Annotated in this window: 25 protein-coding genes and 1 other annotated feature; of the genes, 1 reads left to right on the forward strand and 24 read right to left on the reverse strand. The window is 47.8% G+C overall.

Annotation, left to right across the window (positions count from 1 at the left end; all coding sequences use genetic code 11):
* Nucleotides 1–38 precede the first annotated feature (38 nt).
* The 23 genes from rpsL to EI981_RS25635 all read right to left on the reverse strand — a co-directional run bounded on the left by rpsL (nucleotide 39) and on the right by EI981_RS25635 (nucleotide 23,389).
* Nucleotides 39–458 carry a 30S ribosomal protein S12 gene (gene rpsL, locus EI981_RS25530; protein ID WP_068779097.1) on the reverse strand — a complete coding sequence of 140 codons (420 nt, stop codon included), beginning with the start codon at nucleotides 456–458 and terminating at the stop codon, nucleotides 39–41.
* 142 nt (nucleotides 459–600) lie between these two features.
* A complete protein-coding gene (locus EI981_RS25535) occupies nucleotides 601–852 on the reverse strand; it encodes a ribosomal L7Ae/L30e/S12e/Gadd45 family protein (RefSeq protein ID WP_127003014.1) in 252 nt (83 codons plus the stop codon).
* A gap of 205 nt (nucleotides 853–1,057) precedes the next feature.
* Nucleotides 1,058–4,672 (reverse strand): DNA-directed RNA polymerase subunit beta', encoded by a 3,615-nt coding sequence (gene rpoC / locus EI981_RS25540; RefSeq protein WP_127003016.1) that lies wholly within the window; start codon nucleotides 4,670–4,672, stop codon nucleotides 1,058–1,060.
* Between the two features lie 56 nt (nucleotides 4,673–4,728).
* Nucleotides 4,729–8,274, reverse strand: a complete 3,546-nt coding sequence (gene rpoB, locus EI981_RS25545) for a DNA-directed RNA polymerase subunit beta (protein ID WP_127003018.1) — start codon at nucleotides 8,272–8,274, stop codon at nucleotides 4,729–4,731.
* A gap of 451 nt (nucleotides 8,275–8,725) precedes the next feature.
* Nucleotides 8,726–9,325: a class I SAM-dependent methyltransferase gene (locus EI981_RS25550; protein WP_127003020.1), complete on the reverse strand. Its 600-nt coding sequence runs from the start codon at nucleotides 9,323–9,325 to the stop codon at nucleotides 8,726–8,728.
* 486 nt (nucleotides 9,326–9,811) lie between these two features.
* Nucleotides 9,812–10,177 carry a 50S ribosomal protein L7/L12 gene (gene rplL, locus EI981_RS25555; protein WP_127003022.1) on the reverse strand — a complete coding sequence of 122 codons (366 nt, stop codon included), beginning with the start codon at nucleotides 10,175–10,177 and terminating at the stop codon, nucleotides 9,812–9,814.
* Nucleotides 10,178–10,242: 65 nt separating this feature from the next.
* The gene (gene rplJ, locus EI981_RS25560) at nucleotides 10,243–10,752 is read right to left on the reverse strand and encodes a 50S ribosomal protein L10 (RefSeq protein ID WP_127003024.1); all 510 of its coding nucleotides are present in this window, start codon (nucleotides 10,750–10,752) and stop codon (nucleotides 10,243–10,245) included.
* A gap of 36 nt (nucleotides 10,753–10,788) precedes the next feature.
* Nucleotides 10,789–10,922, reverse strand: a sequence feature (ribosomal protein L10 leader region).
* 81 nt (nucleotides 10,923–11,003) lie between these two features.
* Nucleotides 11,004–11,696 carry a 50S ribosomal protein L1 gene (gene rplA / locus EI981_RS25565; protein ID WP_127003026.1) on the reverse strand — a complete coding sequence of 231 codons (693 nt, stop codon included), beginning with the start codon at nucleotides 11,694–11,696 and terminating at the stop codon, nucleotides 11,004–11,006.
* A gap of 131 nt (nucleotides 11,697–11,827) precedes the next feature.
* On the reverse strand, nucleotides 11,828–12,253 hold the full coding sequence (rplK, locus tag EI981_RS25570; RefSeq protein WP_044482537.1) for a 50S ribosomal protein L11: 426 nt from the start codon (nucleotides 12,251–12,253) through the stop codon (nucleotides 11,828–11,830).
* A 70-nt stretch (nucleotides 12,254–12,323) separates the two neighbouring features.
* Nucleotides 12,324–12,857: a transcription termination/antitermination protein NusG gene (gene nusG / locus EI981_RS25575; protein WP_127003028.1), complete on the reverse strand. Its 534-nt coding sequence runs from the start codon at nucleotides 12,855–12,857 to the stop codon at nucleotides 12,324–12,326.
* Nucleotides 12,858–12,880: 23 nt separating this feature from the next.
* Nucleotides 12,881–13,072: a preprotein translocase subunit SecE gene (secE, locus tag EI981_RS25580; RefSeq protein WP_068779088.1), complete on the reverse strand. Its 192-nt coding sequence runs from the start codon at nucleotides 13,070–13,072 to the stop codon at nucleotides 12,881–12,883.
* 21 nt (nucleotides 13,073–13,093) lie between these two features.
* Nucleotides 13,094–13,243, reverse strand: coding sequence for a 50S ribosomal protein L33 (gene rpmG, locus EI981_RS25585; protein ID WP_009226622.1), 150 nt, complete (start codon nucleotides 13,241–13,243; stop codon nucleotides 13,094–13,096).
* Between the two features lie 263 nt (nucleotides 13,244–13,506).
* Nucleotides 13,507–14,130 (reverse strand): RNA polymerase sporulation sigma factor SigH, encoded by a 624-nt coding sequence (gene sigH, locus EI981_RS25590; RefSeq protein WP_285861005.1) that lies wholly within the window; start codon nucleotides 14,128–14,130, stop codon nucleotides 13,507–13,509.
* A 184-nt stretch (nucleotides 14,131–14,314) separates the two neighbouring features.
* The gene (locus EI981_RS25595) at nucleotides 14,315–14,836 is read right to left on the reverse strand and encodes an NYN domain-containing protein (protein ID WP_127003032.1); all 522 of its coding nucleotides are present in this window, start codon (nucleotides 14,834–14,836) and stop codon (nucleotides 14,315–14,317) included.
* A gap of 5 nt (nucleotides 14,837–14,841) precedes the next feature.
* On the reverse strand, nucleotides 14,842–15,594 hold the full coding sequence (gene rlmB / locus EI981_RS25600) for a 23S rRNA (guanosine(2251)-2'-O)-methyltransferase RlmB (protein WP_127005005.1): 753 nt from the start codon (nucleotides 15,592–15,594) through the stop codon (nucleotides 14,842–14,844).
* A gap of 196 nt (nucleotides 15,595–15,790) precedes the next feature.
* Entirely contained in the window at nucleotides 15,791–16,279 is a 489-nt protein-coding gene (locus tag EI981_RS25605; RefSeq protein WP_127003034.1) for a Mini-ribonuclease 3, read from the reverse strand.
* Nucleotides 16,276–17,685, reverse strand: coding sequence for a cysteine--tRNA ligase (cysS, locus tag EI981_RS25610; protein ID WP_127003036.1), 1,410 nt, complete (start codon nucleotides 17,683–17,685; stop codon nucleotides 16,276–16,278). The genes EI981_RS25605 and cysS overlap by 4 nt, the downstream gene beginning before the upstream one ends.
* A gap of 42 nt (nucleotides 17,686–17,727) precedes the next feature.
* Entirely contained in the window at nucleotides 17,728–18,387 is a 660-nt protein-coding gene (cysE, locus tag EI981_RS25615; RefSeq protein WP_127003038.1) for a serine O-acetyltransferase, read from the reverse strand.
* A gap of 70 nt (nucleotides 18,388–18,457) precedes the next feature.
* A complete protein-coding gene (locus EI981_RS29135) occupies nucleotides 18,458–18,622 on the reverse strand; it encodes a hypothetical protein (RefSeq protein WP_162616271.1) in 165 nt (54 codons plus the stop codon).
* A 469-nt stretch (nucleotides 18,623–19,091) separates the two neighbouring features.
* Complete coding sequence (gene gltX / locus EI981_RS25620) at nucleotides 19,092–20,546, reverse strand: glutamate--tRNA ligase (protein ID WP_127003040.1); 1,455 nt, start codon at nucleotides 20,544–20,546, stop codon at nucleotides 19,092–19,094.
* 99 nt (nucleotides 20,547–20,645) lie between these two features.
* Nucleotides 20,646–21,134 carry a 2-C-methyl-D-erythritol 2,4-cyclodiphosphate synthase gene (gene ispF / locus EI981_RS25625; protein WP_127003042.1) on the reverse strand — a complete coding sequence of 163 codons (489 nt, stop codon included), beginning with the start codon at nucleotides 21,132–21,134 and terminating at the stop codon, nucleotides 20,646–20,648.
* A gap of 80 nt (nucleotides 21,135–21,214) precedes the next feature.
* On the reverse strand, nucleotides 21,215–21,910 hold the full coding sequence (gene ispD / locus EI981_RS25630; protein WP_127003044.1) for a 2-C-methyl-D-erythritol 4-phosphate cytidylyltransferase: 696 nt from the start codon (nucleotides 21,908–21,910) through the stop codon (nucleotides 21,215–21,217).
* Nucleotides 21,911–22,303: 393 nt separating this feature from the next.
* Nucleotides 22,304–23,389, reverse strand: a complete 1,086-nt coding sequence (locus tag EI981_RS25635) for a PIN/TRAM domain-containing protein (RefSeq protein WP_127003046.1) — start codon at nucleotides 23,387–23,389, stop codon at nucleotides 22,304–22,306.
* Nucleotides 23,390–23,620: 231 nt separating this feature from the next.
* Here EI981_RS25635 and EI981_RS25640 point away from each other — a divergent pair, with 231 nt between their 5' ends.
* Complete coding sequence (locus tag EI981_RS25640) at nucleotides 23,621–24,016, forward strand: nucleoside triphosphate pyrophosphohydrolase family protein (RefSeq protein WP_127003048.1); 396 nt, start codon at nucleotides 23,621–23,623, stop codon at nucleotides 24,014–24,016.
* A gap of 96 nt (nucleotides 24,017–24,112) precedes the next feature.
* On the opposite strand, the gene pssA is transcribed toward EI981_RS25640, so the two are convergent.
* Complete coding sequence (gene pssA / locus EI981_RS25645) at nucleotides 24,113–24,838, reverse strand: CDP-diacylglycerol--serine O-phosphatidyltransferase (RefSeq protein WP_127003050.1); 726 nt, start codon at nucleotides 24,836–24,838, stop codon at nucleotides 24,113–24,115.
* Between the last annotated feature and the right edge of the window lie 17 nt (nucleotides 24,839–24,855).

Genomic DNA, 24,855 nt, shown 5'->3' on the forward strand with positions numbered 1-24,855 from the left:
CCCTTTCATTATTAGTCCAAACCTATTTTTCGGAAATATTATTTCTTAGCTTTTGGACGTTTAGCACCATACTTGGAACGAGCTTGCATCCGGTTGTTAACACCAGCGGTATCAAGCGCACCGCGCACGATGTGATAACGTACCCCCGGAAGGTCTTTTACCCGTCCACCACGAATCAAAACAACGCTGTGTTCTTGCAAGTTATGACCGATCCCTGGAATGTAAGCCGTCACCTCAACACGGTTCGTCAAACGAACACGGGCATATTTACGAAGTGCGGAGTTCGGTTTCTTAGGAGTCATCGTACCTACACGAGTACAAACACCACGTTTTTGTGGGGAACTAAGATCGGTAGCTTCACGTTTAAGAGCGTTATAACCTCTTTGCAATGCTGGCGATTTAGATTTGTACACCTTGTCTTGACGTCCTTTACGGACTAATTGGTTAATTGTTGGCATGTTGTTGCCACCCCCTTCCTCGATTCTTTAACATTCTTTACAAACCTTTTTGTTAAGCCCACAGACCCAGGCGGTTCATAAAAGAACAAATGAAAAGTTTTTGCCATTAAGGTATCCCTTCAGCAAAAACATTCCTATCAAACTATGGTTTTACAACCGCAGCCATCGCCGCACCAACTTCAATCCCGCAGGCTTTGCCGAGATCTTGCATCGTATCCACCAAAGTGACTTTGACCGCATGTTGATTGCATAATGCGATGATCTTCGATTTCAAACGTGGATCTGCATCTTCAGCTACATATACTTCCTCGGCTCGTCCAAGCTCGATGATACGAATCGTTTGCTTGGTACCGATCTTAACATGAGCGTCCTGTAATTCTTTATCGTAAGACATATCATCGTCCTCCAAAGTACAGGGAATTCCGTACTCACGCACTACGATATATTAGCATTCTCGTTAGGCGATGTCAAGCAATTTCTATCAATGTTTTTCCCAGCCAAACTTCTTCTCTAAGAGCACTGATAATCAGATTCACTTCCTAAACATGAATCGTGATCCGAACGGAATCATTCCGCTCGGATCACGCATGTTAAGTTAGTTACTCAACGGATACAGTCTCCAGATTTTCCTCAGTCGCCTCGTTGCCTTCCGGCTCATCGAATTGAACACTGCGATACTGGTTCATACCTGTACCTGCCGGAATCAGCTTACCGATGATGACATTCTCTTTCAGGCCGAGCAGTTTATCCACTTTGCCTTTGATTGCCGCATCAGTGAGGACACGAGTTGTCTCCTGGAAGGATGCTGCCGACAAGAAGGAATCTGTCTCAAGAGATGCCTTGGTGATACCCAGCAATACCGGTTTGGCCACGGCAGGCTCTTGACCGGATAAGATCGCGTCTTTGTTGGCTCTCTCGTATTCATGCAGGTCGACGAACGAGCCTGGCAAGAGTGTAGTATCGCCGGAATCGACAATACGGATCTTGCGAAGCATCTGTCTAACCATAACTTCAATATGTTTGTCGTTAATTTCTACGCCCTGGTTACGATATACGCGCTGTACTTCCTGCAGAATGTAGTTCTGTACGCCACGAATACCTTTGATACGCAGAATTTCTTTCGGGTCAATCGAACCGTCGGTCAGTTCATCCCCTGCTTCAATATGCAGTCCTTCGCTTACGCGCAGACGGGAACCGTAAGTAACCGAGTAGGTCTTGGTCTCTGCTTCGCCCTCAACTTCGATTTCACGACGATCCTTAGCTTCGCGAATTTCCTTCACGACGCCATCGATCTCACTAATCGTAGCTTGCCCTTTTGGATTCCGCGCTTCGAAGAGCTCCTGAATACGTGGCAAACCTTGCGTAATATCGTCACCGGCAACACCGCCGGTATGGAACGTACGCATGGTAAGCTGGGTCCCTGGTTCACCGATGGATTGAGCAGCGATAATACCGACTGCCTCACCAATCTCAACGTGTTTACCAGTAGCCAGGTTGCGGCCATAGCACTTCTTACATACGCCATGACGAGCACGGCAGCTAAGAACCGAACGGATCTGCAGCTTCTTAACACCTGCATTCACAATCGCATTCGCCTTGTCGCTATCGATCAGGTCATTGCGGTGAACGATAATCTCACCAGTCTCCGGATGCTTAATCGTCTCGAAGGAGTAACGTCCTTCAATACGGTCATACAGGTTCTCGATGATTTCCTTACCGTCTTCAATCTGGCTAACCATGATACCTTTGTCGGTTCCACAATCATCCTCGCGAACGATTACGTCCTGCGCAACGTCAACTAGACGGCGTGTCAGGTAACCTGAGTCAGCGGTACGAAGCGCTGTATCAGCCAGACCTTTACGCGCACCGTGCGTGGAGATAAAGTACTCCAAGACTGTCAGACCCTCACGGAAGTTCGCTTTGATTGGCAGTTCATAAATTCGGCCAGATGGCGTAGCCATGAGACCCCGCATACCACCGAGCTGGGTGATCTGCGATTTATTACCCCGTGCCTTAGAGTCAACCATGAGCATGATCGAGTTGAAGCGATCCATGGATTTCATCAGGACATCGGTAATTTGGTCCTTCGCCTTCGACCAGATGTCGATAACGCGGTCATACCGTTCTTCATCAGTAATCAAGCCACGACGATATTGATTTGTAATAACTTGCACTTTTTCATCAGACTCACGCATGATTTCTTGCTTCGCATCAGGCACGACAACGTCGGATACCGCGATACTAACACCTGCGCGCGTCGAATACGTAAAGCCGGTTTGTTTGATTCTGTCGAGAATTACCGAAGTTTCCGTCGTCTGATAAATTTCAAAGCAACGGCCGATAATTTCGCCCAAATACTCCTTGCCTACCCCGCTCATTAGCTTCTCGCCCATGATGCGCTCTTGAATATTAGCGCCCTTCTCATAGATGAAGTAATGATCTGGAGTTCCCTCAAGCAAATTGGTACGAGTCGCTTCGTTAATGTATGGGAAGCTAGCCGGGAAGATTTCGTTGAAGATAATCTTACCCACCGTCGTAACCAATAATGCATTTTGTTGTTTCTCAGTAAATGAAGTCTTATTCAGCGCTCTAACCGGAATCGCTACACGTGCGTGCAGGGAAGCAGTACCGCGTTGGTATAATGACACAGCCTCATTTACAGAAGCCAGGAGCATGCCTGTACCTTTGGCTTCCTTGTTATCTACTGTCAGATAGTAGGAGCCGAGGACCATATCCTGAGAAGGTGTTACAACTGGCTTGCCGTCTTTCGGGTTCAAAATGTTGCCCGATGCAAGCATCAGAATCCGAGCTTCCGCTTGAGCTTCTGCGGACAATGGAACGTGCACGGCCATTTGGTCGCCGTCGAAGTCGGCGTTGTAAGCCGTACATACGAGCGGGTGAAGACGAATGGCGCGTCCTTCAACAAGGATCGGTTCAAAGGCTTGGATACCGAGACGGTGAAGCGTAGGCGCACGGTTAAGCAGAACCGGATGTTCCTTAATGACTTCTTCAAGTACATCCCAAACTTCTGGGCTAACGCGTTCTACTTTGCGTTTTGCACTCTTAATATTATGAGCCAGACCTTTGTTAACCAGCTCTTTCATCACGAATGGCTTGAACAGCTCAAGCGCCATTTCCTTCGGCAGACCACATTGATACATCTTCAGATAAGGTCCCACGACGATTACGGAACGACCGGAATAGTCAACCCGTTTACCGAGCAGGTTCTGACGGAAACGACCCTGTTTACCTTTGAGCATGTGGCTCAGGGATTTCAACGGACGGTTACCCGGTCCAGTTACAGGACGACCGCGGCGACCGTTGTCGATCAGCGCGTCAACTGCTTCTTGCAGCATCCGTTTCTCGTTCTGAACGATGATGTCAGGAGCGCCAAGATCAAGCAGACGCTTCAAACGGTTGTTACGGTTTATAACACGACGATACAGATCATTCAAGTCTGATGTGGCAAAGCGGCCACCATCGAGTTGAACCATTGGGCGGAGCTCCGGTGGAATGACCGGAAGCACGTCAAGAATCATCCATTCCGGTTTGTTGCCGGAGTTGCGGAATGCTTCGATAACCTCAAGGCGTTTGATTGCCCGGTTACGACGTTGCCCTTGAGCTGTACGTAGTTCTTCTTTGAGGAAGTCCATTTCCTTATCGATATCGAGATCCTGAAGCAATTCCTTAACTGCTTCCGCACCCATGCCGGCTTGGAATCCGTAGCCATACTTCTCACGGTAGCTACGGTATTCTTTCTCGGACAACAGTTGCTTTTTCTCCAGTGGAGTTTCCCCTGGATCGGTAACAACATAGGATGCAAAATAAATGATCTCTTCGAGAGAGCGTGGCGACATATCGAGTGCCAAGCCCATACGGCTTGGAATCCCTTTGAAATACCAAATATGGGACACCGGAGCGGCCAGTTCAATATGCCCCATCCGCTCGCGACGAACCTTCGCTCTCGTTACTTCAACGCCGCAGCGATCGCAGACAACGCCTTTGTAACGAACTCTTTTATATTTACCGCAATGACATTCCCAGTCCTTGGTTGGGCCGAAGATCTTCTCGCAGAAAAGCCCTTCCTTCTCCGGTTTTAATGTCCGATAGTTAATTGTTTCAGGTTTTTTAACTTCTCCGCGGGACCAAGAACGAATTTTCTCTGGGGAAGCAAGCCCGATTTTCATATACTCGAAGTTGTTGACATCCAACAAGGAGCATCCCTCCTTAACAAGGTTTATCACCATTTGACGGCAAGCCGCCAAAAACTTTATTCTACTCCGACTTCAGCGCCTTCCAGGTTAAGGCTCAGTTTATCCCCTGTTGCATCATCTTCATCATCAAGTTCCTTCATCTCGATCTCTTGCTCATCTCCAGATAGGATCTTAACATCCATACCCAAGCTTTGAAGCTCCTTGATCAAGACTTTGAACGATTCTGGTACACCAGGTTCAGGGACGTTCTCGCCTTTGACGATAGACTCGTAGGTCTTCACCCGGCCGACCACGTCATCGGATTTGACAGTCAGGATTTCCTGCAACGTATAAGCTGCACCGTAAGCTTCTAGCGCCCACACTTCCATCTCACCGAAGCGTTGTCCACCGAATTGAGCTTTACCGCCAAGTGGCTGCTGCGTAACGAGCGAGTAAGGACCTGTTGAACGGGCATGGATCTTATCGTCAACCATGTGCGCCAGTTTGATCATATGCATGACGCCAACAGTAACTTCACGTTCGAATTCTTCACCTGTACGTCCGTCATACAAGATCGTCTTACCATTGCGCTGCATTCCCGCTTCTTCCATCGTATCGAAGACGTCATACTCATTGGCGCCGTCAAATACAGGAGTAGCCACGTGAATACCGAGTTGGAGAGCAGCCATACCCAAATGCACTTCAAGCACCTGACCGATGTTCATCCGTGAAGGAACGCCGAGTGGGTTAAGAACAACCTGTACAGGCGTACCGTCCGGCATGAACGGCATATCTTCCTCTGGCAAGATACGAGCTACGACACCCTTATTACCATGGCGTCCTGCCATCTTGTCACCCTCGGAAATTTTACGTTTTTGGGCAATATATACACGAACGAGTTGGTTAACTCCTGGTGGAAGCTCATCACCGTTCTCACGAGTAAATACTTTCACGTCTACAACGATACCATCAGTACCGTGAGGAACACGAAGTGAAGTATCGCGAACTTCGCGAGCCTTCTCACCGAAGATTGCATGTAGCAAACGTTCTTCCGCAGTCAACTCAGTTACACCCTTCGGAGTAACCTTACCAACGAGGATATCGCCTGCGCCAATCTCGGCACCTACGCGGATAATACCACGCTCATCCAAATTGCGGAGCGCTTCTTCACCGACGTTCGGAATATCACGTGTAATTTCTTCTGGTCCCAGCTTCGTATCACGGGCTTCGGACTCATATTCTTCAATATGAATTGAAGTGTAGACATCTTCTTTGACAAGCTTCTCGCTAAGGAGGATCGCATCCTCATAGTTGTAACCTTCCCAAGTCATGAAGGCAACGACTACGTTGCGTCCAAGCGCCAATTCGCCCATCTCTGTCGAAGGACCATCAGCAAGGATATCGCCTTTCTTGATAACATCGCCGCGCTTCACAATTGGACGCTGATTGATGCATGTCCCTTGGTTCGAGCGCATAAATTTGTGTAGTTTATGTTTAACAAGGTCGCCTTTGACTTCCTTGCCATCCACCATCTCAACGCGACGCAGCCAGATTTCATTAGCTGCCGAGCGTTCAATAATTCCGTCGTATTTGGATACGATACATACACCGGAGTCTTTTGCCGACTTATGCTCCATACCAGTACCAACAAGTGGCGCCTTAGGAATCAGAAGCGGAACAGCCTGCCGCTGCATGTTCGAACCCATCAGTGCACGGTTCGAGTCATCGTTCTCCAGGAACGGAATCAACGCCGTAGCGACGGATACGACCTGTTTTGGAGAGATGTCCATGTAGTCAACCCGCTCACTTGGCATCGTCAAGATGTTATCGGATTGTTTATTGTAACGAACGATAACATTTTCGTCTTTGAATCTGTTATCTTCCGTAAGTTCTGCGTTTGCCTGAGCAATAACATAGTTATCCTCTTCATCTGCAGTCAGATAAGAGATTTGCTCCGTAACTTCTCCTGTCTTCGGATCCACCCAACGATACGGAGCTTCAATGAAGCCGTACTCGTTAATACGGGCGAAGGTAGACAAGGAGTTAATCAGACCAATGTTCGGACCTTCCGGGGTCTCGATCGGACACATCCGGCCATAGTGAGAGTGGTGAACGTCACGCACTTCCATGCCGGCACGTTCCCGTGTCAGACCGCCAGGGCCGAGTGCTGACAGACGACGCTTATGCGTCAGCTCTGCAAGCGGGTTCGTCTGATCCATAAATTGCGACAACTGGGAGCTTCCGAAGAACTCCTTAATCGAAGCAATTACCGGACGAATATTAATCAGAGCCTGCGGCGTGATCAAGTTTGCGTCCTGAATCGACATTCTCTCGCGCACAACGCGTTCCATCCGGGACAAACCGATACGGAACTGGTTCTGCAACAGTTCGCCAACCGAACGAAGTCTGCGGTTACCGAGATGGTCAATATCGTCAGTGCTGCCGATACCATGAAGCAGGTTCAAGAAGTAGCTGATCGACGAGATAATATCCGCTGGAGTAATGTGTTTCACCGATTTATCGATGTTGCGGTTGGCAATTACTTTGACAACCTTCCCATCTTCGATTGGTGAGAATACCTCAATCACTTGCAGAGGGACATCATCTGCATCAAGAACACCATTAGCTACATGATAATCCTTGAAACCTACACCGTTCTCGAGATAGGTTAGAATTCCATCAAGTAAGCGGCGATCTACCATTTGACCTGCTTCTGCAATAATCTCACCAGTCGAAGTATCAATCAAAGACTCAGCAAGACGATGATTGAACAGACGGTTCTTGATATGCAACTTTTTATTAATTTTGTAACGGCCTACGTTGGCCAGATCGTAACGTTTTGGATCGAAGAAGCGCGCCACTAGCAAGCTCTTCGCATTGTCTAGCGTAGGCGGTTCACCCGGACGAAGACGCTCGTAAATCTCGATCAGGGCCTTCTCCGTAGAGTCGGTGTTGTCCTTATCGAGTGTGTTGCGAATATATTCATCATTACCTAGCAAATCGAGAATCTCGGCGTCCGTACCAAAGCCAAGAGCACGAAGCAGTACGGTTACTGGAATTTTACGAGTACGGTCAATCCGGACATACACAATGTCCTTCGCGTCCGTCTCCAGCTCCAGCCATGCGCCGCGGTTCGGGATTACTGTAGCGGTATAGGCTTTTTTGCCGTTCTTATCTACTTTAGTACTGAAATAGACGCTAGGAGAGCGAACCAACTGGCTGACAATTACCCGTTCCGCACCATTAATAATGAACGTACCGGTTTCCGTCATCAGCGGGAAATCTCCCATGAATACTTCCTGCTCTTTGACTTCGCCCGTTTCCTTATTAATGAGCCGGACTTTGACCCGAAGCGGCGCTGCATATGTTACATCGCGTTCCTTTGCATCATCTACCGTATACTTCGGTTCGCCGAGACTATAATCGATAAATTCCAGCACCAAATTACCCGTGAAATCCTGAATTGGAGAGATGTCCTGGAACATTTCCCGCAGTCCTTCTTCAAGGAACCACTCATAGGATTTCTGTTGGATTTCGATCAGGTTTGGAACTTCGAGTACCTCGTTAATTCGTGCATAACTTCGCCGAGTGCGTCGACCATATTGAACAAGATGTCCTGCCAACTTATACTCACCCCTTATGTCTACTCACTTTAAAAATCATTGCGAACCCGTGTTTGTACCCTTATAATAGGTTCTAACGGATTCATCCACATCCACAAATAAAGAAAAGCCCTTATCGAACACTTTCGAAAAAAGAGCGTCATTATCCGTGTCATCACTGTCCTAATGGCTCCGTATCAGTAGATTTACCCAAAATGTACATAATATACGTAGAACTATGCGGTTTTATGCATTGTCTTCGTAAAAAACTCTTGACATTTCAGTAAACTAAAGACATAAAGAGCATTCTAATACTGACATTTTATAATAATATCACAATGAAAATGCCAAGTCAAACATTATTTTCGACTTTTTTATGCCGTTAATATCATAGACGATAGGATTAATCGATGTGTTAATGTCATTATTCTAATGGAATTAATCCTCGCTATTCCCTCTAAAGCTGAATCTCTTATTTGATCGCCCGATAGATACGGTAGCCTTTATCCTTCGTAACTTCCTCGATCTGAGCGAATAATGATTCCAGCTTCTGCTTCGCTGAAGGTGCGCCTTGCTTCTTCTGAATGACGATCCATAAAGAACCTCCTGAACGAAGCCGCTCATAAGCCCCTTCAAAAATGGCATGTACCACTTCTTTTCCAGCACGGATTGGCGGATTCGTCAGCACAACATCGAACTGTGCAGTTGGATCTAAAGCAGCGAACAAATCACTCTCTAGAATCGTGACATTATCTATTTTGTTGTTTCGCGCATTTTCACGCGCCAATTCCACCGCCCGGCCATTTACATCTATCATCGTAACATGACCTTGACTAGCCAGCTTCGCTGCCGTCAACCCAATCGGGCCATATCCACATCCCACATCCAACACTTCCGCGCTTGCCGGAATTTCCATCGCTTCGATCAAAGTACGGCTGCCGTAATCGACGCCTCCTTTAGCAAACACACCGGCATCACTAACAAAGCGCAGCTTATAACCGTGCAGTTCCGCTTCCCAATTTTTCCGGTCATGCGCTGTAGTAGGACGACTGGTATAGTAATGATCAGACATTCTAACAGTTCCTCCGTAACGTCATTTCCTTACGTTTTCCCGACATCATCTTCCTAGTTTAGCCAACATTCTGCAAAATCAACGCACTCCTTTTCAACCCAGGAAGAGTATTCTTCTATCTAACTCTCATACCCAGCCCTCATTTTTGAGTCTGGGGATCCCTTGCGATCCGAACCAATGAACATAGAAGGTTGAACTAGAGAAATAACAGGAACAGGCAGGAGGGAGAAATGATTCTGGAGAAGCGGAGCGTTCGCCTTTGTGAACGGATTTCTACCTCATTGGATTCTACTAGATCAAGAAATCCGCGAACAACAGCGATCGGAAGAACATTTCACCCGGATGCCTTTATCCGGAATATCATTAGTTCGACTTTCTCCCAAGTGCAGTCCGAAGAGCAAAGAGAGCACCAGGATCAAAAATTCAGGATTATTCAAAAACAAACCCCCTGAATCAAGTTCAAGGGGTTTGCTATAGAAGAAACGATTATTTTACTTCTACAGTTGCGCCTGCTTCTTCCAATTTTGCTTTTACAGCTTCTGCATCTTCTTTGCTTACTTTTTCTTTCAATGGTTTTGGTGCGTTGTCAACGAGTTCTTTAGCTTCTTTCAAGCCAAGACCCGTGATTTCGCGAACCACTTTAATTACGTTGATCTTGGATCCACCAGCACTAGTCAAGATTACGTCAAATTCGCTTTGCTCAGCAGCTTCAGCGCCGCCAGCAGCGCCACCTACAACAGCTACTGGAGCTGCAGCAGTTACGCCGAATTCTTCTTCAATTGCTTTTACAAGATCGTTCAGTTCAAGAACAGTCATGCCTTTAATGGCTTCCAAGATTGCTTCTTTACTCATGATAGAACCTCCGTATATTTTTATTTTATTGAATTTTCGTTAGTTAACTAACTTTGGGTAGAAGATTAAGCGCTTGCTGCGCCTTCTTCTTTCTCCGCAACAGCTTTGACTGCCAAAGCGAAGTTGCGAACAGGTGCTTGAAGCACGCTGAGGAGCATCGAAAGGAGACCTTCGCGGGATGGAAGTTCCGCGAGCGCTTTGATTTGGTCTGCGCCAACAACACGGCCTTCAACCACGCCACCCTTCACTTTAAGCGCATCATTCTTCTTAGCGAAATCGTTAAGAATTTTTGCTGGAGCTATAGCATCTTCTACACTGAAAGCGATGGCTGTTGGACCAGTCAACACTTCGTCTAGTTCAGTAAGCTCGGCAGCTGCTGTCGCACGGCGAACAAGCGTATTCTTAAGCACTTGGAATTCCACGCCAGCTTCACGAAGCTGTTTGCGAAGTTCCGTAACTTGAGCAACGTTAAGTCCGCGGTAGTCAGCGACTACTGTAGTTGCGCTCTCACGCAGCTTCGAAGTAACCACATCAACGGCTTCTTGTTTTGCTTGAATCACTTTTGCGTTTGCCACACTGAACACCTCCTATAAGTTTTTGTAGAGGCTCTTCTCTTCATGAAAAAAGCCTCCGTAGAATTACGAAGGCTTGATAAGTCATCATAGGTTGACGCTCTATCAGAACACCTCGGTAGGAAATTAAGCCTTAAGGCACCTACTGTCTACGGTAAACATATTCAAATTCAAATCTCATCTTAGAACAACTCGTTCAGTTTACCAAGAGATTCACCTGAAGTCAATCCCGTTCTCGCTAAGCGAGGCTAGTATTACTTGTAAGAAGCTGTGCTAACATGAGCACTTGGGCCCATCGTCGAGGAGATCGCGATGTTCTTCAAGTATACGCCTTTTGCAGCAGCTGGTTTAGCACGGTTCAGTGCATCAACAAGAGCCTTAAGGTTTTCGTTCAATTGCTCTGCAGTAAAGGAAACTTTACCAACTGGCGCATGAATTTGACCTTGCTTGTCAAGACGATACTCAATTTTACCCGCTTTGATTTCTTGAACCGCTTTGGAAACGTCAAAAGTAACGGTACCTGCTTTAGGGTTAGGCATAAGACCTTTACCACCGAGCAGACGGCCCAATTTACCAACTTCGCTCATCATATCCGGTGTCGCTACGCAGACATCGAATTCGAACCAGCCTTGTTGGATTTTGTTGATCATATCTTGATCGCCAACGAAATCTGCTCCAGCAGCCTCTGCTTCCTTCGCTTTTTCACCTTTGGCGAATACTAATACGCGTTGTGTTTTACCTGTGCCGTGAGGCAAGACTACAACACCACGAACGGCTTGGTCTTGTTTACGAGGGTCTACGCCCAAACGAACTGCTACTTCAACGGTCTCGTCGAACTTTGCAGTCGCAGCCTTTTTCACCAATTCAACAGCTTCCAAAGGCTCATAAAATGCTTCGCTATCAATTAGCTTAGCAGCTTCCAGGTATTTCTTACCATGTTTAGCCATGAATTCGTCCTCCTTTTGTGGTATTAGCGGAAAATCCTCCCACTAGGGATGAATTATCATATCAATACACTTAATATGGTCAATTCATCCTCGGATGAAAATAGTCGATATTCTCATCCGTCCTCCAAGAATTAGTCTTGGATTGTGATGCCCATACTACGAGCAGTACCTTCAACCATGCGCATAGCCGATTCAACGGATGCTGCGTTAAGGTCAGGCATTTTTTGCTCCGCAATTTGACGAACAACGTCACGTTTAACGGTAGCAACCTTCTTCTTGTTTGGCTCACCGGAACCTTTCTCGATCTTCGCTGCTACACGAAGCAATACAGCTGCCGGTGGAGTCTTGGTGATGAATGTAAAGGAACGGTCTTCGAACACCGAGATTTCTACTGGGATAATCAAACCAGCTTGATCAGCGGTACGAGCGTTGAATTCCTTACAGAATGCCATGATGTTGACACCTGCTTGACCAAGCGCCGGACCTACCGGAGGCGCAGGATTCGCTTTCCCTGCAGGAATTTGCAGTTTCACCACTTTAATTACTTTCTTTGCCATGTGAGACACCTCCTTGCCCTAATAGTGGTAGACGGAGCGTTAGCCCCTCCCACGTGAAACCCTAAGAAACCTATATCTTTTCCACTTGATTGTAATCAAGCTCAAGCGGGGTTTCTCGACCAAACATGTTGACATGAACCTTCAGTTTGCTCTTGTCGACGAGAATTTCTTCAATGCTGCCGACAAAGTTAGCAAACGGACCAACTTTGATGCGTACGGATTCTTTGAGATCGAATTCTACAACTGGTTTCGGTTCTTCCATGCCCATATGCTGCAAAATCTGATCTACTTCCTCAGGAAGCAGAGGCGTTGGCTTGGAGCCCGATCCTGTAGATCCAACAAATCCAGTTACACCCGGCGTGTTGCGAACAACATACCAGGAATCGTCAGTCTGGATCATTTCTACCAAGACATATCCCGGGTAAACTTTACGCATGACAGTTTTCTTCTTGCCATCCTTGTTCACCACTTCTTCTTCCATCGGAACAAGAACGCGGAATATCTTGTCTTCCATGCCCATTGACTCGACGCGCTTTTCCAAATTGGCTTTGACTTTGTTCTCATACCCAGAATAGGTATGAACGACGTACCATCTTTTTTCCATATCAAGCCACCTAAGGACCCTTCTTAAATTATCGCTTCGATCACAGCAGAAATGCCGATATCAAGTACCCAAAAATAAACAGCGACAACTACTATTGTACCTAGCACAACAAGCGTATAATTCGTCAGCTCTTTACGATTAGGCCAGCGAACCTTTTTAAGCTCAGCCCAGCTTTCAGAGAAAAAAGAAATCAACGACTTGAAACTGCGTTTCATGCGCGACTGCACCTCCAAAGACTATCTGGTTTCGCGATGAGGAACTTGCTCGTTACAAAACTTGCAATATTTCTTCATCTCCATGCGGTCCGGGTGGTTACGCTTGTTTTTGGTTGTCGTGTAGTTTCTTTGTTTGCAGTTCGTACAAGCCAACGTAATAATTACCCGCATGATGTGCACCTCCCGAAGACATTCTTCAACTGAGAAGTCTCATAAATTAGCCCAAACCCGCAAAAGTGAATTTAGGCCTACCTAAAACACTTTATCATATGGCTTTTTCTGTGTCAACGAGTGGTTCGATCCTGTTCAGCGATTAAATTTAGTATTGGTCACTGTTTTGGAAGATAAACCCGGCCAGGCCTACCAAAAAAGGGCGGCTATGCATCTAGCCTCCCTTTATCTTCCAACTACTAAGTTCCATCGCCTAGGAATTTTTAAATTCCAACATCGCGAATTTCCAAATAGCGTTCTAATTTTCGTTTTACTCTTTGCAGAGCATTATCGATCGATTTGACATGACGGTCTAAATCCACCGCGATCTCCTGATACGAACGGCCGTCAAGATACAGCATGAGAACTTTACGTTCCAGGTCGCTAAGTATTTCAGACATCTTGTCTTCCAGGCCCACGAATTCCTCCTGGTTGATAATTAGTTCCTCAGGGTCGCATACCTGCGAGCCGCAGATAATGTCCAGCAGCGTCCTGTCCGAATCCTCATCGTATATCGGCTTGTCCAAAGAGACATATGAGTTAAGCGGAATATGCTTCTGCCGTGTAGCCGTCTTGATCGCAGTAATGATCTGACGTGTAATACACAGCTCGGCAAAAGCCTTGAACGAAGCAAGCTTATCACCCCGAAAGTCCCGGATTGCCTTATAAAGACCTATCATTCCTTCCTGAATGATATCTTCTCTGTCGGCACCGATCAAAAAATAGGATCTGGCTTTAGCTCGAACAAAACTACGATACTTGTTGATCAAGTACTCCAACGCTTCACTGTCGCCATTCTGAACAGCTTCGACAATGTCCTCATCACTTTGGATTTCATAGTCAAACATAACCCATCTCTCAAGGTTGACACTCACTATAAATCCCTCCGGCTGCAACGCACGGTGCCCCGTCACTCATTCAAGTAATACGAACAGTATATACGAAGGTGCATGATAGCGTCAACAACAAAAGTGCCAAAAGATGTAAGGATAAACAATGTCAAGGGTATAAAGGCGAAAAAATGATAACGTTTTATTCTCTTCGCCATCGTTCGAACATTTTCCGCAATTCCGGACTCAGTTTGGAGTCGATTGTATTGCGACTAGTACTGTTGCTCCGTTCCGCAATCTTGGTCTGGACTTCCTTCTCGCTCTGTTCGATCTGAATTAGCAATTCACGGGCCGACACGCGCAGCGCACCCTGGCCGAAAATCACGTGCTGCTCTACCATATCACTCGTCGCAACATAGATCTGCCGCCTGGGCCTTGCGAACTCGTGACAGAGCCGTTCGATACATTCATCAGCCGTCTCCTTCTCCTTGGTGAAGTGGACTTCCACCTGATTCTGAGTGAAGGATTTGCCTAGTCCGGGCACGCGATAAGCATCAAATACAACGATGACCTGCCTGCCAGAGAAGGCCTGGTAATCCGCCAAACGCTCCAGCAGGGAATCACGCGCTGCCTCTAAATCGTTCTTGGACAAGGCGGCCAGATTGGGCCAACCACCGATCATATTGTACCCATCTACCAGAAGAACATCGCGCTTGTCGCGCATAGGCGTTATCCTTCGGTGCGGCGAATGCGCATGACTTCATACATCATCACTCCGGCAGCAACCGAAGCGTTCAGAGAATTAAGGCGTCCGTTCATCGGCAGCTTGAGCAGTACGTCACAGGTCTCGCGTACCAAGCGCCCCATCCCTTTGTTCTCATTCCCGATGACAATCGCCACGGGTCCACCTAATATTTTGCCGCCCCCATATATTTCTTCCTTCGCCCCGACATCGGTTCCGACGATCCATACACCAGCTTCCTTCAGCTGTTCCATGGTCTGTACAAGGTTGGTAACTCTGGCAACAGGGACATATTCGACAGCACCGGCCGATGTTCTCGATACCGTAGCCGTAACAGCGACGGAACGGCGTTTCGGAATTATGACGCCATGAACCCCCGTACATTCGGCAGTACGTAGAATCGAGCCCAGATTATGCGGATCCTCGAGCTCATCGAGAATGAGCAGGAACGGCGCCTCCCCTCGCTCAGCTGCCTTTGCAAGTAGATCCTCAACCTCGGCATAAGCATACGGAGCCGCCTGGGCTACTACGCCTTGATGCTGCACACCGGGTACCATCGTATCAAGCTTGCGCTTATCGACAAATTGCACGACAATGCCTTGAGCCTTGGCTTCGGCAATAATCGGTTGCGTCAAATGCTTCTGCGCGCCTTCTGCAATCCATATTTTGTTGATTGTTCGTCCGGCTCTAAGCGCCTCCATCAAGGAGTGCTTACCGGCAATCCATTCTTGATCCTCCATCATTATGTCCTCCCAAGGAGCGCATGGCTCCCGTATATTCATCCGTTGTAACGAAACTGGATATCGCTATTATGGTCAATATAAGCCCTAAACCCCTAATTTCATCAAAATAGCGATACGATGTTTCGTTAGTTTTCAATTCCTCTGTTTTTTGTGGAAATAACGTTATGGTGTTTCGTTAGATTAATTTCAAACTTTATCGTTCTTCCTCTAGCAGCTTGAAGCCTTCTGAGATCAGCCCACGCAGGCGATCATGCGCTCCAGTGTAATATAAATATCCGACCAAGCTCTCGAGAGCCGTCGCTTGACGGTAATCGATAACGTTAGCGTTCTTCGGCACGGTGCCCGATTTGGCATTGCGTCCTTGGCGAACGATATCCTTCTCGTCATCAGTGAGCTGGGGCTCAAGCAGAGCGAGCAATCTGGCCTGTGCCTTAGCTGATACATATTTCGTGGATTGGCCGTGTAAATGATGCGGCCGTAAATTAGGCTTGGCCATCACGTGCTGGCGCACGGCTACCTCAAATACCGCATCGCCAATATAGGCGAGCGCCAGCGGCGGAAGCAGCCTGACCGGTTTGGCCGGCTGCTCCGGGAACCAGAGCGGCGCAGGCGAAGCTGAGCCCCCTGCTTCCGCCAAATGTTCTTGCTTCGCGCAATTTACCTCGGTGTTTGGATCTGTCATTTACGACGCCACCTCATACCCTGTGGCGTGTCCTCCAGGATGATTCCTTGCGCATCCAATAGATCGCGGATCTCATCAGCCCGCGCCCAATTTTTCGATTTGCGTGCTTCTGTACGCTCTGCGATCAACACCTCGATCTCATTGTCCAGAAGCTCCGCTTCCGCTTCAACTGCGATGCGGAGAACTCCGTTCATTTCCTTGAACAATTGATAGGCCGCTTCCAGATCTGCAAGGCTCACATCGCTCTGCTGCAGCAAGCTGTTCACTTCACTTGCCCAGTCAAACATAGCTGTGATCGCATCCGCAGTATTGAAATCATCCTGCATCTTCGTATGGAAAGCTGCTGAAATCCCTGCCAGCTTCTGCTCTAACGGCTCCGAAATTCGCAGCTCTGAGCTTTGCCCTTCTGCACTGCTCAATCGATAGAGCAGATTGCTTGCCGCGTTGGAAATCCGCTCCACACTGCGCTCCGCCTGAGCCATAATCTCCGCGGAGAAATTCACCTGATTGCGATAATGAGTCGACAGAATGGCATAGCGAATGGCCTCCGGCCTGTACTGGGTCAGCAAATCCTTGACCAGAACCCCATTGCCAAGCGACTTCGACATCTTCTCGCCATCGATATTAACATAACCATTATGCATCCAATAATTAGCTAACGGCTTGCCCGTCATCGCCTCAGACTGCGCTACCTCACATTCATGATGCGGGAATTCCAGATCCTGTCCGCCGCCATGGATATCAAGCGTATCGCCAAGCAGGAGCCGTGACATCGCCGAGCATTCGATATGCCAGCCCGGACGACCTTGTCCCCACGGGCTCTCCCAATGAATCTCACCTGGCTTGGCAGCTTTCCATAATACGAAATCGACTGGACTCTCCTTACGGGCGTCGACATCGATGCGGATACCGAACTGCAGCTCCTCGATGTTCTGTCCAGATAACTTACCGTAGTCGGCAAATTTGCTAGTGCGGAAGAAGACATCCCCGCCTTTTTCATAGGCAAAGCCTTTGCGCTCCAGCTCATGAATAAAATTAATGATCGTCTCCATATTCTCAGTAACCCGTGGGTTCGCGGTAGCACGCGGAATGCGCAGACCCTCCAAATCGGCATAAAACGCCTCGATGAACATGCTTGCCACTTCAGGTACAGGCAGCTTCATCTCCTCCGCTTTGCGGATCAGCTTATCGTCTACATCCGTAAAGTTCACTACGTAGTTCACATCATACTTCTGATTCTCCAGATAACTGCGAACTACATCGAAGAAAATAGCCGGCCTGGCATTCCCGATATGGATATAACCGTATACGGTTGGTCCGCATACATACATTTTAACTTTTCCCGGCTCCTGAGGAACAAAGTTCTCCTTCGTGCGGGTTAATGTGTTGTAAATTTGCAGTGCCATGCTCTCTATCCTTTCGTGTCCTGAATATATACATTAATCTGCTTATTGCTCCACTCGTGATTCGTCCGGCATATGTTGCCGAAGTGCCTTGATCTCAGCCCGCAATTGTTCAATCTCCTGCTGCATCGCCCGCATCGCATCTACCATTGGATCGGGCAATTGATGATTCAAGCGATCCAGACGTTTGCCGTCCTGACGGACCACCTTGCCTGGAATCCCGACCACTGTGCTGCCTGGAGGGACCTCCTTGAGAACAACTGAGTTGGCGCCGATGTTCGCCTGGTCGCCTACCTTGAAGGAACCAAGCACCTTCGCACCCGAACCGATGACGACGTTGCTGCCGATCGTCGGATGTCGTTTGCCCTTCTCTTTGCCGCTCCCCCCCAAGGTTACTCCCTGATAGATAACCACATCATCCCCAATTTCGCAAGTCTCGCCAATGACAACTCCCATACCGTGGTCGATGAACAATCGCTTGCCGATTGTGGCACCAGGGTGGATCTCTATCCCGGTGAAGAAGCGACTGATCTGCGACACGGTTCTAGCTGCTGTAAACCAGCGATGTCGGTAGAAGAAGTGAGCAACTCTATGGCTCCATATCGCATGCAGGCCGGAATAGGTAAAGACGACCTCGAACCAGCTCCGAGCAGCCGGGTCATTCTCAAATACCGCCTGAATGTCGGATTTGATTGTTTTAAACATAGCTTCCCCTCTTTTCCTTGCGGATCCATCGCTCTGCTATCCCTGCAGTGAGTATTCTTAACACTAATCTTTATTCAGGCGAAGGCAAGCGGGTATTAATGTGATCAACCATAAAAGTATCGCCAGCTTCCCCGAATGTAAAAAAGCGCCCCTGCAGCTTAGAGCTGCAGAGACGCTTCATGCGTGGTTCCACTCTGCTTCGGGTAAGGCGGTCTTCCATAACGCCATAATCCATGACGGATGAAATCCGGATCCTCTCCCCTTTATAGAGATCCTTAACGCGGATAAAACGGCAGTACCTACCGGCCCTGATGGACCCTTCGATTCTGCAGCTCCCGGGTGCATTTCCGCCGCGCGAGATCGAGATAACTTCCAGCCCAAGGCGATAAATATCACCTCACGGTTACCTTCTCTGTTCAATCCGCATTCTTGCGTACTTCTCCCGATCTATGCCGATCACTTACAGAGTTCCCTCTGCAAATAAGTTATACATCCACTTCAACTTCTGTGCTGATATTTACTCTATCTTACCCGAAAGGGGCCAAAACTGACAATATCTTTATAAAGGTAATTCATAAAGTGAGATCAACATCGAATCTTGAATTCACCCAGGCCAAGCGTATGCTTACGAAGTATGTTTCCTCCGGAAGCATAAGCCTCGGTGCTGAAAATTGTACTTTTTGAACTCCGATCAGAGTGGCAGCTTAAATCCGCGATTGCAGAAGCTCCTTTACGCGTTCCTGTCCAAGTAGATAGATCGTCTGGTTCAAATCGCGGCCATGCATTTGGCCGGTCAGTGCAACGCGGATTGGCATGAACAGCCCTTTTCCTTTGACGCCCGTCTCTTTCTGAACCGATTTAATAGAAGCACCAATGTTCTCGACGGTGAATTCATCCATCGCCTCGATCTTGGTCAGAAATGCGCTCAGCACCATAGGCACTTGTGATTCAGTCATCACAGCAGCTGCTTCCTCATCATCAATCGTGACTTCAGTGCGGAAGAACATCTCTGACAGTGAGACGATATCTGATGCGGCCACCATCTGCTCTTGATACAGAGCGACCAGTTTCTTAGCCCATGCCTCCTGCTCGGCAGTCAACTTTGCCGGCAGTCGTGATGCTTCCTGCAGATGCGGGATCGCCATCGCTGCGATCTGTTCAGGATCAGCATTCTTAATATAATAATTATTCAAGTGGGCTAGCTTCTGCTTATCGAATACCGCGGGACTACGCGAAAGACGATTTTCATCAAAGATGGAGATCAATTCTTCCTTCGAGAAGATCTCCTGCTCCCCTTCCGGAGACCAGCCAAGCAAGGCGATGAAGTTGAACATCGCTTCCGGCAAATAGCCGAGCTTGTCGTACTGTTCCATGAACTGAATTACGGATTCGTCGCGCTTACTCAGCTTCTTATGGTTGTCACCAACGATCAAGGTCATGTGTCCGAAGCGTGGTGGCTCCCAGCCGAGGGCCTCGTATATCATCAGCTGACGCGGAGTGTTGGAGACGTGATCCTCACCGCGAAGCACATGCGTAATTTCCATCAGATGATCATCCAGCGCTACTGCAAAATTATATGTTGGGATTCCATCCTTCTTCAGGATGACAAAATCACCGCTAACGTCGGATTCAAACGTAATCGGTCCTTTAACGAGATCATCGAACGTATAGGTTCTTCCTTCCGGAACACGGAAGCGAATGCTGCAAGCACGCCCCTCAGCCTCATAGGCCGTGATTTGCTCTGCACTCAGATGACGACACTTCCCGGAATAGCGCGGAGTCTCGCCGCGAGCCGTCTGCTCCTCGCGCTCTTTCTCCAGCTCCTCTTCCGTACAATAACAACGATAAGCCAAGCCGCGATCCAGCAGATCCTGCCAGTGGTTCTTGTAGATATCAAGCCTTTCCGTCTGCCGATACGGGCCGTAATTACCGCCTACATCGACACTCTCATCCCAGTCCATACCGAGCCATTTGAGGTATTTGAATTGGTCTTCCTCGCCGCCAGCAATATTCCGCTTCACATCGGTATCTTCAATACGAACGATGAACTTCCCGCCATGATGTTTTGCAAACAAATAATTGAACAAAGCCGTTCTGGCATTGCCAATATGTAAATGTCCTGTCGGACTCGGCGCATAACGCACTCGAACTTCCGTCATTCCAATCCCCTCCCGATTCGTATAAATAAATACAGCTAACTGTCGGTACTGGCTATATATTATAATTAGTCAGTTAATTAATAAGTTAACCCTACAACCTCAAGATGATAGCATATCCTTCATCAGACATACAATACATTGTGCCGCAATTCCCTCGCCGCGGCCTGTGAAACCAAGCTTTTCCGTCGTCGTAGCCTTTACATTAATCTGTTCGGGCTTCGCTCCCAGTGCTCCGGCAATAATCTCCACCATCTGCGGAACATATGGCGCCATCTTAGGCCGCTCCGCGATGATCGTCGCATCCAGATTGCCGAGACGGTAACCGCGATCCAGTGCCATCTTCCAAACCAGGCTCAGCAACTCAAGACTGTCCGCATCTTTATAAGCCGGATCGGTATCCGGGAAGTGCCGCCCAATGTCCCCCAGCGCCAGCGCACCCAGAATTGCATCGCTAATCGTATGCAGCAGAACGTCCGCGTCAGAATGCCCAAGCAACCCTTTTTCATAAGGAATCGTTACCCCGCCGATAATGCAAGGTCTCCCCTCCACTAATTGATGCACGTCGAATCCTTGTCCTACAGCTATCATATCATCTCTCTCCCTTATTTAGAGGTAGTTCAAAAAGTAATCTTCTTCGTATTGAAATCGGCCTTTTTGAACTCTTACTTTTAGTTATGTCGTAATATAAATTCGGCGTAATCCAAATCCTCCGGAGTAGTGATCTTGATGTTCCGATATCCCCCTTCAACCACCTTGACGGGAAGGCCAAGCCGCTCCAGCAGCATCGCATCATCTGTGCCGATGAAGCCATCCCGTACGGCCTGTTCATGAGCATCAAGCAGCTGTGAACAGCGAAAAGCTTGCGGGGTCTGAATCGCCCACAAGCTCCGGCGCTCAAGCGTGGCAGTCACCTGTCCCTGCTCATCAACCTGCTTGATCGTATCCTTCACAGGCGCAGCAAGAACGGACGCGCCATAATCCACAGCTGCCTCAATGCAGGCCGTGATCTGCTCCTCCGTCACAAAAGGGCGTACGCCGTCATGGATCAGTACATAGGGGCCTTCGATCTGCCGAAGTCCCAGATATACCGACTCTTGACGCTCCGCGCCGCCCGGAATAACCTTTATTTTTGTTGTAATACCATACTCATCGATCCAGCTCTTGCAGCGCTCAACATCCTGCTCACCGGTCACAAGTACAATTTCTTCTATCGAAGGGTGCCGGTCAAACATTTCCAATGTATGAATGATGATCGGTTTGTTCTGCAGTAGCAAATACTGCTTACTCTCTTTCGTCCCCATACGGGTTCCCCGACCGGCCGCCACTACGATAGCCCCCACACGTGGGCTTGTCTCAGTATTCATGCGCTTTTGCCTCACCCTGACCAGAATTATGCATATAGAGGTAGTTCAAAAAGTCTGCTTTTGATAAGAAAACCGATCGAAGTCATTCATGGATGAGCGACCGCGATTCAAATGTAGGTTTTCTTGCGATATAGAATTTCATCAACTCCGTTGATAACGAATAAATTCTATATCTAACACGAAGTAACACTGAGAGTTATTCGACATCGAATCTTGAATTCAGCCGGGCCTTCTGGTGCTCACGTACCCACTACGTACGCTCCGCTCCTTTCGTCCCTAGCTTCATCCAACCTTCTCGGTGCTGAAAACCAGACTTTTTGAACACATACATATAGGTACCCCTCGCATTAAAAAAACAGGGGCATCCTCACATTTATTCTCATCATACCGAATTTACTGGGCTTTTTCCAACAGTTTCGGCTTGGCAAAGATCATTCGTCCCGCAGAAGTCTGCAATACGCTGGTAACAAGCACCTCAGTAATGTTACCGATAAAATCCCGCCCACCTTCAACGACGATCATCGTTCCATCATCCAGATAGGCTACGCCTTGTCCATGCTCCTTGCCATCCTTGATCACCTGCACCATAATCTCTTCGCCAGGCAGAACGACCGGCTTAACCGCATTGGCCAGATCATTAATATTCAGCACAGATACACCTTGAAGCTCACATACCTTATTTAAGTTAAAATCATTGGTAACGACTTTGCCCTGAAGCACCTTAGCCAGCTTGACCAGCTTGCTGTCCACTTCCGAGATCTCTTCGAAATCCCCTTCATAGATCATGACCTTCACGTCCAGTTCTTTCTGAATCTTATTCAGAATATCCAGACCACGGCGGCCGCGATTGCGCTTAAGCAGATCTGAAGAATCCGCAATATGCTGAAGCTCCTCAAGCACAAATCCTGGGATCACAATCGTCCCTTCAATGAAACCCGTCTTACAAATATCCGCGATACGTCCATCGATAATGACGCTAGTGTCCAATATTTTATGATGCTCTAGCTTCTCTTCTTCCTGCACGGCGCTGCCCCACTGCCCTGATTTCCACAGAGCGGACAGTTCGTCCTTCTTCTCCAGTGCAACATACAGTCCTATGTAGCCAAATAGGGTTGAAGCCGCCAATTGGGCGAATACCTCTAGTGAACCTAGCCAGGACAATACGGGATAGAGCAGTAATGAAAGAAGAAGTCCTGCAGTTAATCCGAGCGTTCCGGCCGCCATTTTATTCATAGGAATCTCCGTCAACCGGGTAATCAGGCGCCCAATTTGTGTAGCAAGCGTCTCAGCAACAAGCGAGTACATGAATAAAAAAAGACAAGCACCAGCAACCGCCAGAATAAGCTGCCCCGCAATCATTGGCATGTCAGCAAACCAGGAGCGAAGCGGTTCCGGGAAAACTCCGGCGAGTCCTGTAGCGGTATATCCGAACCAGGCACCAGCCAGACCGGATAGAATCAATAAACTTTTCTTAAGCATGTCCTTCTCTTCACCTCCAAAAATTGTATACTTTCTTTATCCAGTATGATCCAATTTTTCACAGTGTAATCCAGAGAGAAAGACTTTTTTTCCTCATTTCTCCGTTTGTCTGCCTTTTACGATGATTATATAATTTGCCTCCCTATCCCGTTATTATGGGATTTCTGGTTGATTAGTGAGGAAAATGTGGCATATAATGGACTCAATTCATAATATTGAGGTGGATGGAAAATGAGCGCACCAAGCCTTCATTCTTTTCAAGATCAAGTTTCTGAACTGTTGCTCCGTCACCGCAGTTTGCTGGACGTTATGTCCAAAATGGGACAAACTAATGCCGCAGCGACCCGTTCCGTTACCAAGGCGATTACCGAATGCGGCTGTATCGAGCTGCACGCCACCAAGCAGGATTTTGAGCCTGGTATGAATTTGCAGCAGGCCAAAGAGACGATAAACAAGCATGTTCAGGGCGAGCTATGTGAGAATTGCCGGGATGTGATTACGAATGAGCTTGGTAGAAGCCTGTTCTACATGTCGGCTTTATGCAATTTGCTTGATATCGATATGGAAGAAATTTTGGAACGCGAATCGCAAAAATGCGCAACTTTGGGACTGTTCAACATGTCTTAATCCAGCTGGATGTCAGCATAGGAGTATCAAGCCACGAAAAAAAGGCATCATCTACCGCCGAAGCGGCAAGATGAATGCCTTTTTATTTATACTACGCTATTTCGACCGGAATACCTCATCAGCTTCCTCGTCATGATGTTTTTTGCGGCGAAGCAATCTGTCGAAATTCTGCTTAAGCCCATACCCGGCATAAAGAACCAAAGGAATAAAGACCAGCTTGGAAATTTGCTCCGGAAAGAAAACCGCGACGATGATAGCAACAATAATGACAACGGGAGCGTAGGCAATAGCTTTCTTAGGAATACCAACCTTCTTGAAATTCGGATACTTCACTGAACTGACCATCAGGTATGACAATAGAAGCATCGTGACAATAAAATATGGGGCTCTGATATTGTTATGAAATAAGGCCAATGTTGCTACAACCCCGCCTGCTGCAGGAATCGGCAATCCGATGAAATATCCTGGGATTCCGGACTGAACATTAAAGCGAGCAAGTCTAAGCGCACCGCACATCGGAAATATGGCTGTAACCGTCCAAGCCAGACCAGGCTGGATGTTCTGGAAAGAAATGATGTACATAATGAGTGCAGGAGCTACCCCAAATGAGATCACATCGGATAAAGAGTCGAGTTCCTTGCCAAAATCGCTCTGGGCATTCAAAGCTCTGGCAACACGCCCATCCAAACCGTCCATTAACATTGCCACGATGATCATGATGGAAGCCAGGCTGTACCTCCCGGTCATCGCCAGCATTATAGCGATCATCCCCATGAACAGGTTGCTCAGTGTAAAAAGGTTTGGGATTGATTTTGTAATCATCTCTTCACCTCTAATAA

The organism is Paenibacillus lutimineralis (genome assembly GCF_003991425.1).
In the GTDB taxonomy this organism is placed as follows: domain Bacteria; phylum Bacillota; class Bacilli; order Paenibacillales; family Paenibacillaceae; genus Fontibacillus; species Fontibacillus lutimineralis.

What these genes read in the sequence shown, in the direction of transcription:
- rplA (WP_127003026.1), bottom strand. Translation starts at nt 11,696, where the DNA reads ATGGCTAAACATGGTAAGAAATACCTGGAAGCTGCTAAGCTAATTGAT.
- ispF (WP_127003042.1), bottom strand. Translation starts at nt 21,134, where the DNA reads ATGATAGCTGTAGGACAAGGATTCGACGTGCATCAATTAGTGGAGGGG.
- rplL (WP_127003022.1), bottom strand. Translation starts at nt 10,177, where the DNA reads ATGAGTAAAGAAGCAATCTTGGAAGCCATTAAAGGCATGACTGTTCTT.
- rpsL (WP_068779097.1), bottom strand. Translation starts at nt 458, where the DNA reads ATGCCAACAATTAACCAATTAGTCCGTAAAGGACGTCAAGACAAGGTG.
- rlmB (WP_127005005.1), bottom strand. Translation starts at nt 15,594, where the DNA reads ATGGAGGATCAAGAATGGATTGCCGGTAAGCACTCCTTGATGGAGGCG.
- nusG (WP_127003028.1), bottom strand. Translation starts at nt 12,857, where the DNA reads ATGGAAAAAAGATGGTACGTCGTTCATACCTATTCTGGGTATGAGAAC.
- EI981_RS25640 (WP_127003048.1), top strand. Translation starts at nt 23,621, where the DNA reads ATGAGCGCACCAAGCCTTCATTCTTTTCAAGATCAAGTTTCTGAACTG.
- cysS (WP_127003036.1), bottom strand. Translation starts at nt 17,685, where the DNA reads ATGGCACTGCAAATTTACAACACATTAACCCGCACGAAGGAGAACTTT.
- sigH (WP_285861005.1), bottom strand. Translation starts at nt 14,130, where the DNA reads ATGTTTGACTATGAAATCCAAAGTGATGAGGACATTGTCGAAGCTGTT.
- EI981_RS25595 (WP_127003032.1), bottom strand. Translation starts at nt 14,836, where the DNA reads ATGCGCGACAAGCGCGATGTTCTTCTGGTAGATGGGTACAATATGATC.
- rplK (WP_044482537.1), bottom strand. Translation starts at nt 12,253, where the DNA reads ATGGCAAAGAAAGTAATTAAAGTGGTGAAACTGCAAATTCCTGCAGGG.
- EI981_RS25605 (WP_127003034.1), bottom strand. Translation starts at nt 16,279, where the DNA reads ATGACAGATCCAAACACCGAGGTAAATTGCGCGAAGCAAGAACATTTG.
- secE (WP_068779088.1), bottom strand. Translation starts at nt 13,072, where the DNA reads ATGAAACGCAGTTTCAAGTCGTTGATTTCTTTTTTCTCTGAAAGCTGG.
- rpmG (WP_009226622.1), bottom strand. Translation starts at nt 13,243, where the DNA reads ATGCGGGTAATTATTACGTTGGCTTGTACGAACTGCAAACAAAGAAAC.
- gltX (WP_127003040.1), bottom strand. Translation starts at nt 20,546, where the DNA reads ATGACGGAAGTTCGAGTGCGTTATGCGCCGAGTCCGACAGGACATTTA.
- ispD (WP_127003044.1), bottom strand. Translation starts at nt 21,910, where the DNA reads ATGAATACTGAGACAAGCCCACGTGTGGGGGCTATCGTAGTGGCGGCC.
- EI981_RS29135 (WP_162616271.1), bottom strand. Translation starts at nt 18,622, where the DNA reads ATGGATTATGGCGTTATGGAAGACCGCCTTACCCGAAGCAGAGTGGAA.
- cysE (WP_127003038.1), bottom strand. Translation starts at nt 18,387, where the DNA reads ATGTTTAAAACAATCAAATCCGACATTCAGGCGGTATTTGAGAATGAC.
- EI981_RS25550 (WP_127003020.1), bottom strand. Translation starts at nt 9,325, where the DNA reads ATGTCTGATCATTACTATACCAGTCGTCCTACTACAGCGCATGACCGG.
- EI981_RS25635 (WP_127003046.1), bottom strand. Translation starts at nt 23,389, where the DNA reads ATGCTTAAGAAAAGTTTATTGATTCTATCCGGTCTGGCTGGTGCCTGG.
- pssA (WP_127003050.1), bottom strand. Translation starts at nt 24,838, where the DNA reads ATGATTACAAAATCAATCCCAAACCTTTTTACACTGAGCAACCTGTTC.
- EI981_RS25535 (WP_127003014.1), bottom strand. Translation starts at nt 852, where the DNA reads ATGTCTTACGATAAAGAATTACAGGACGCTCATGTTAAGATCGGTACC.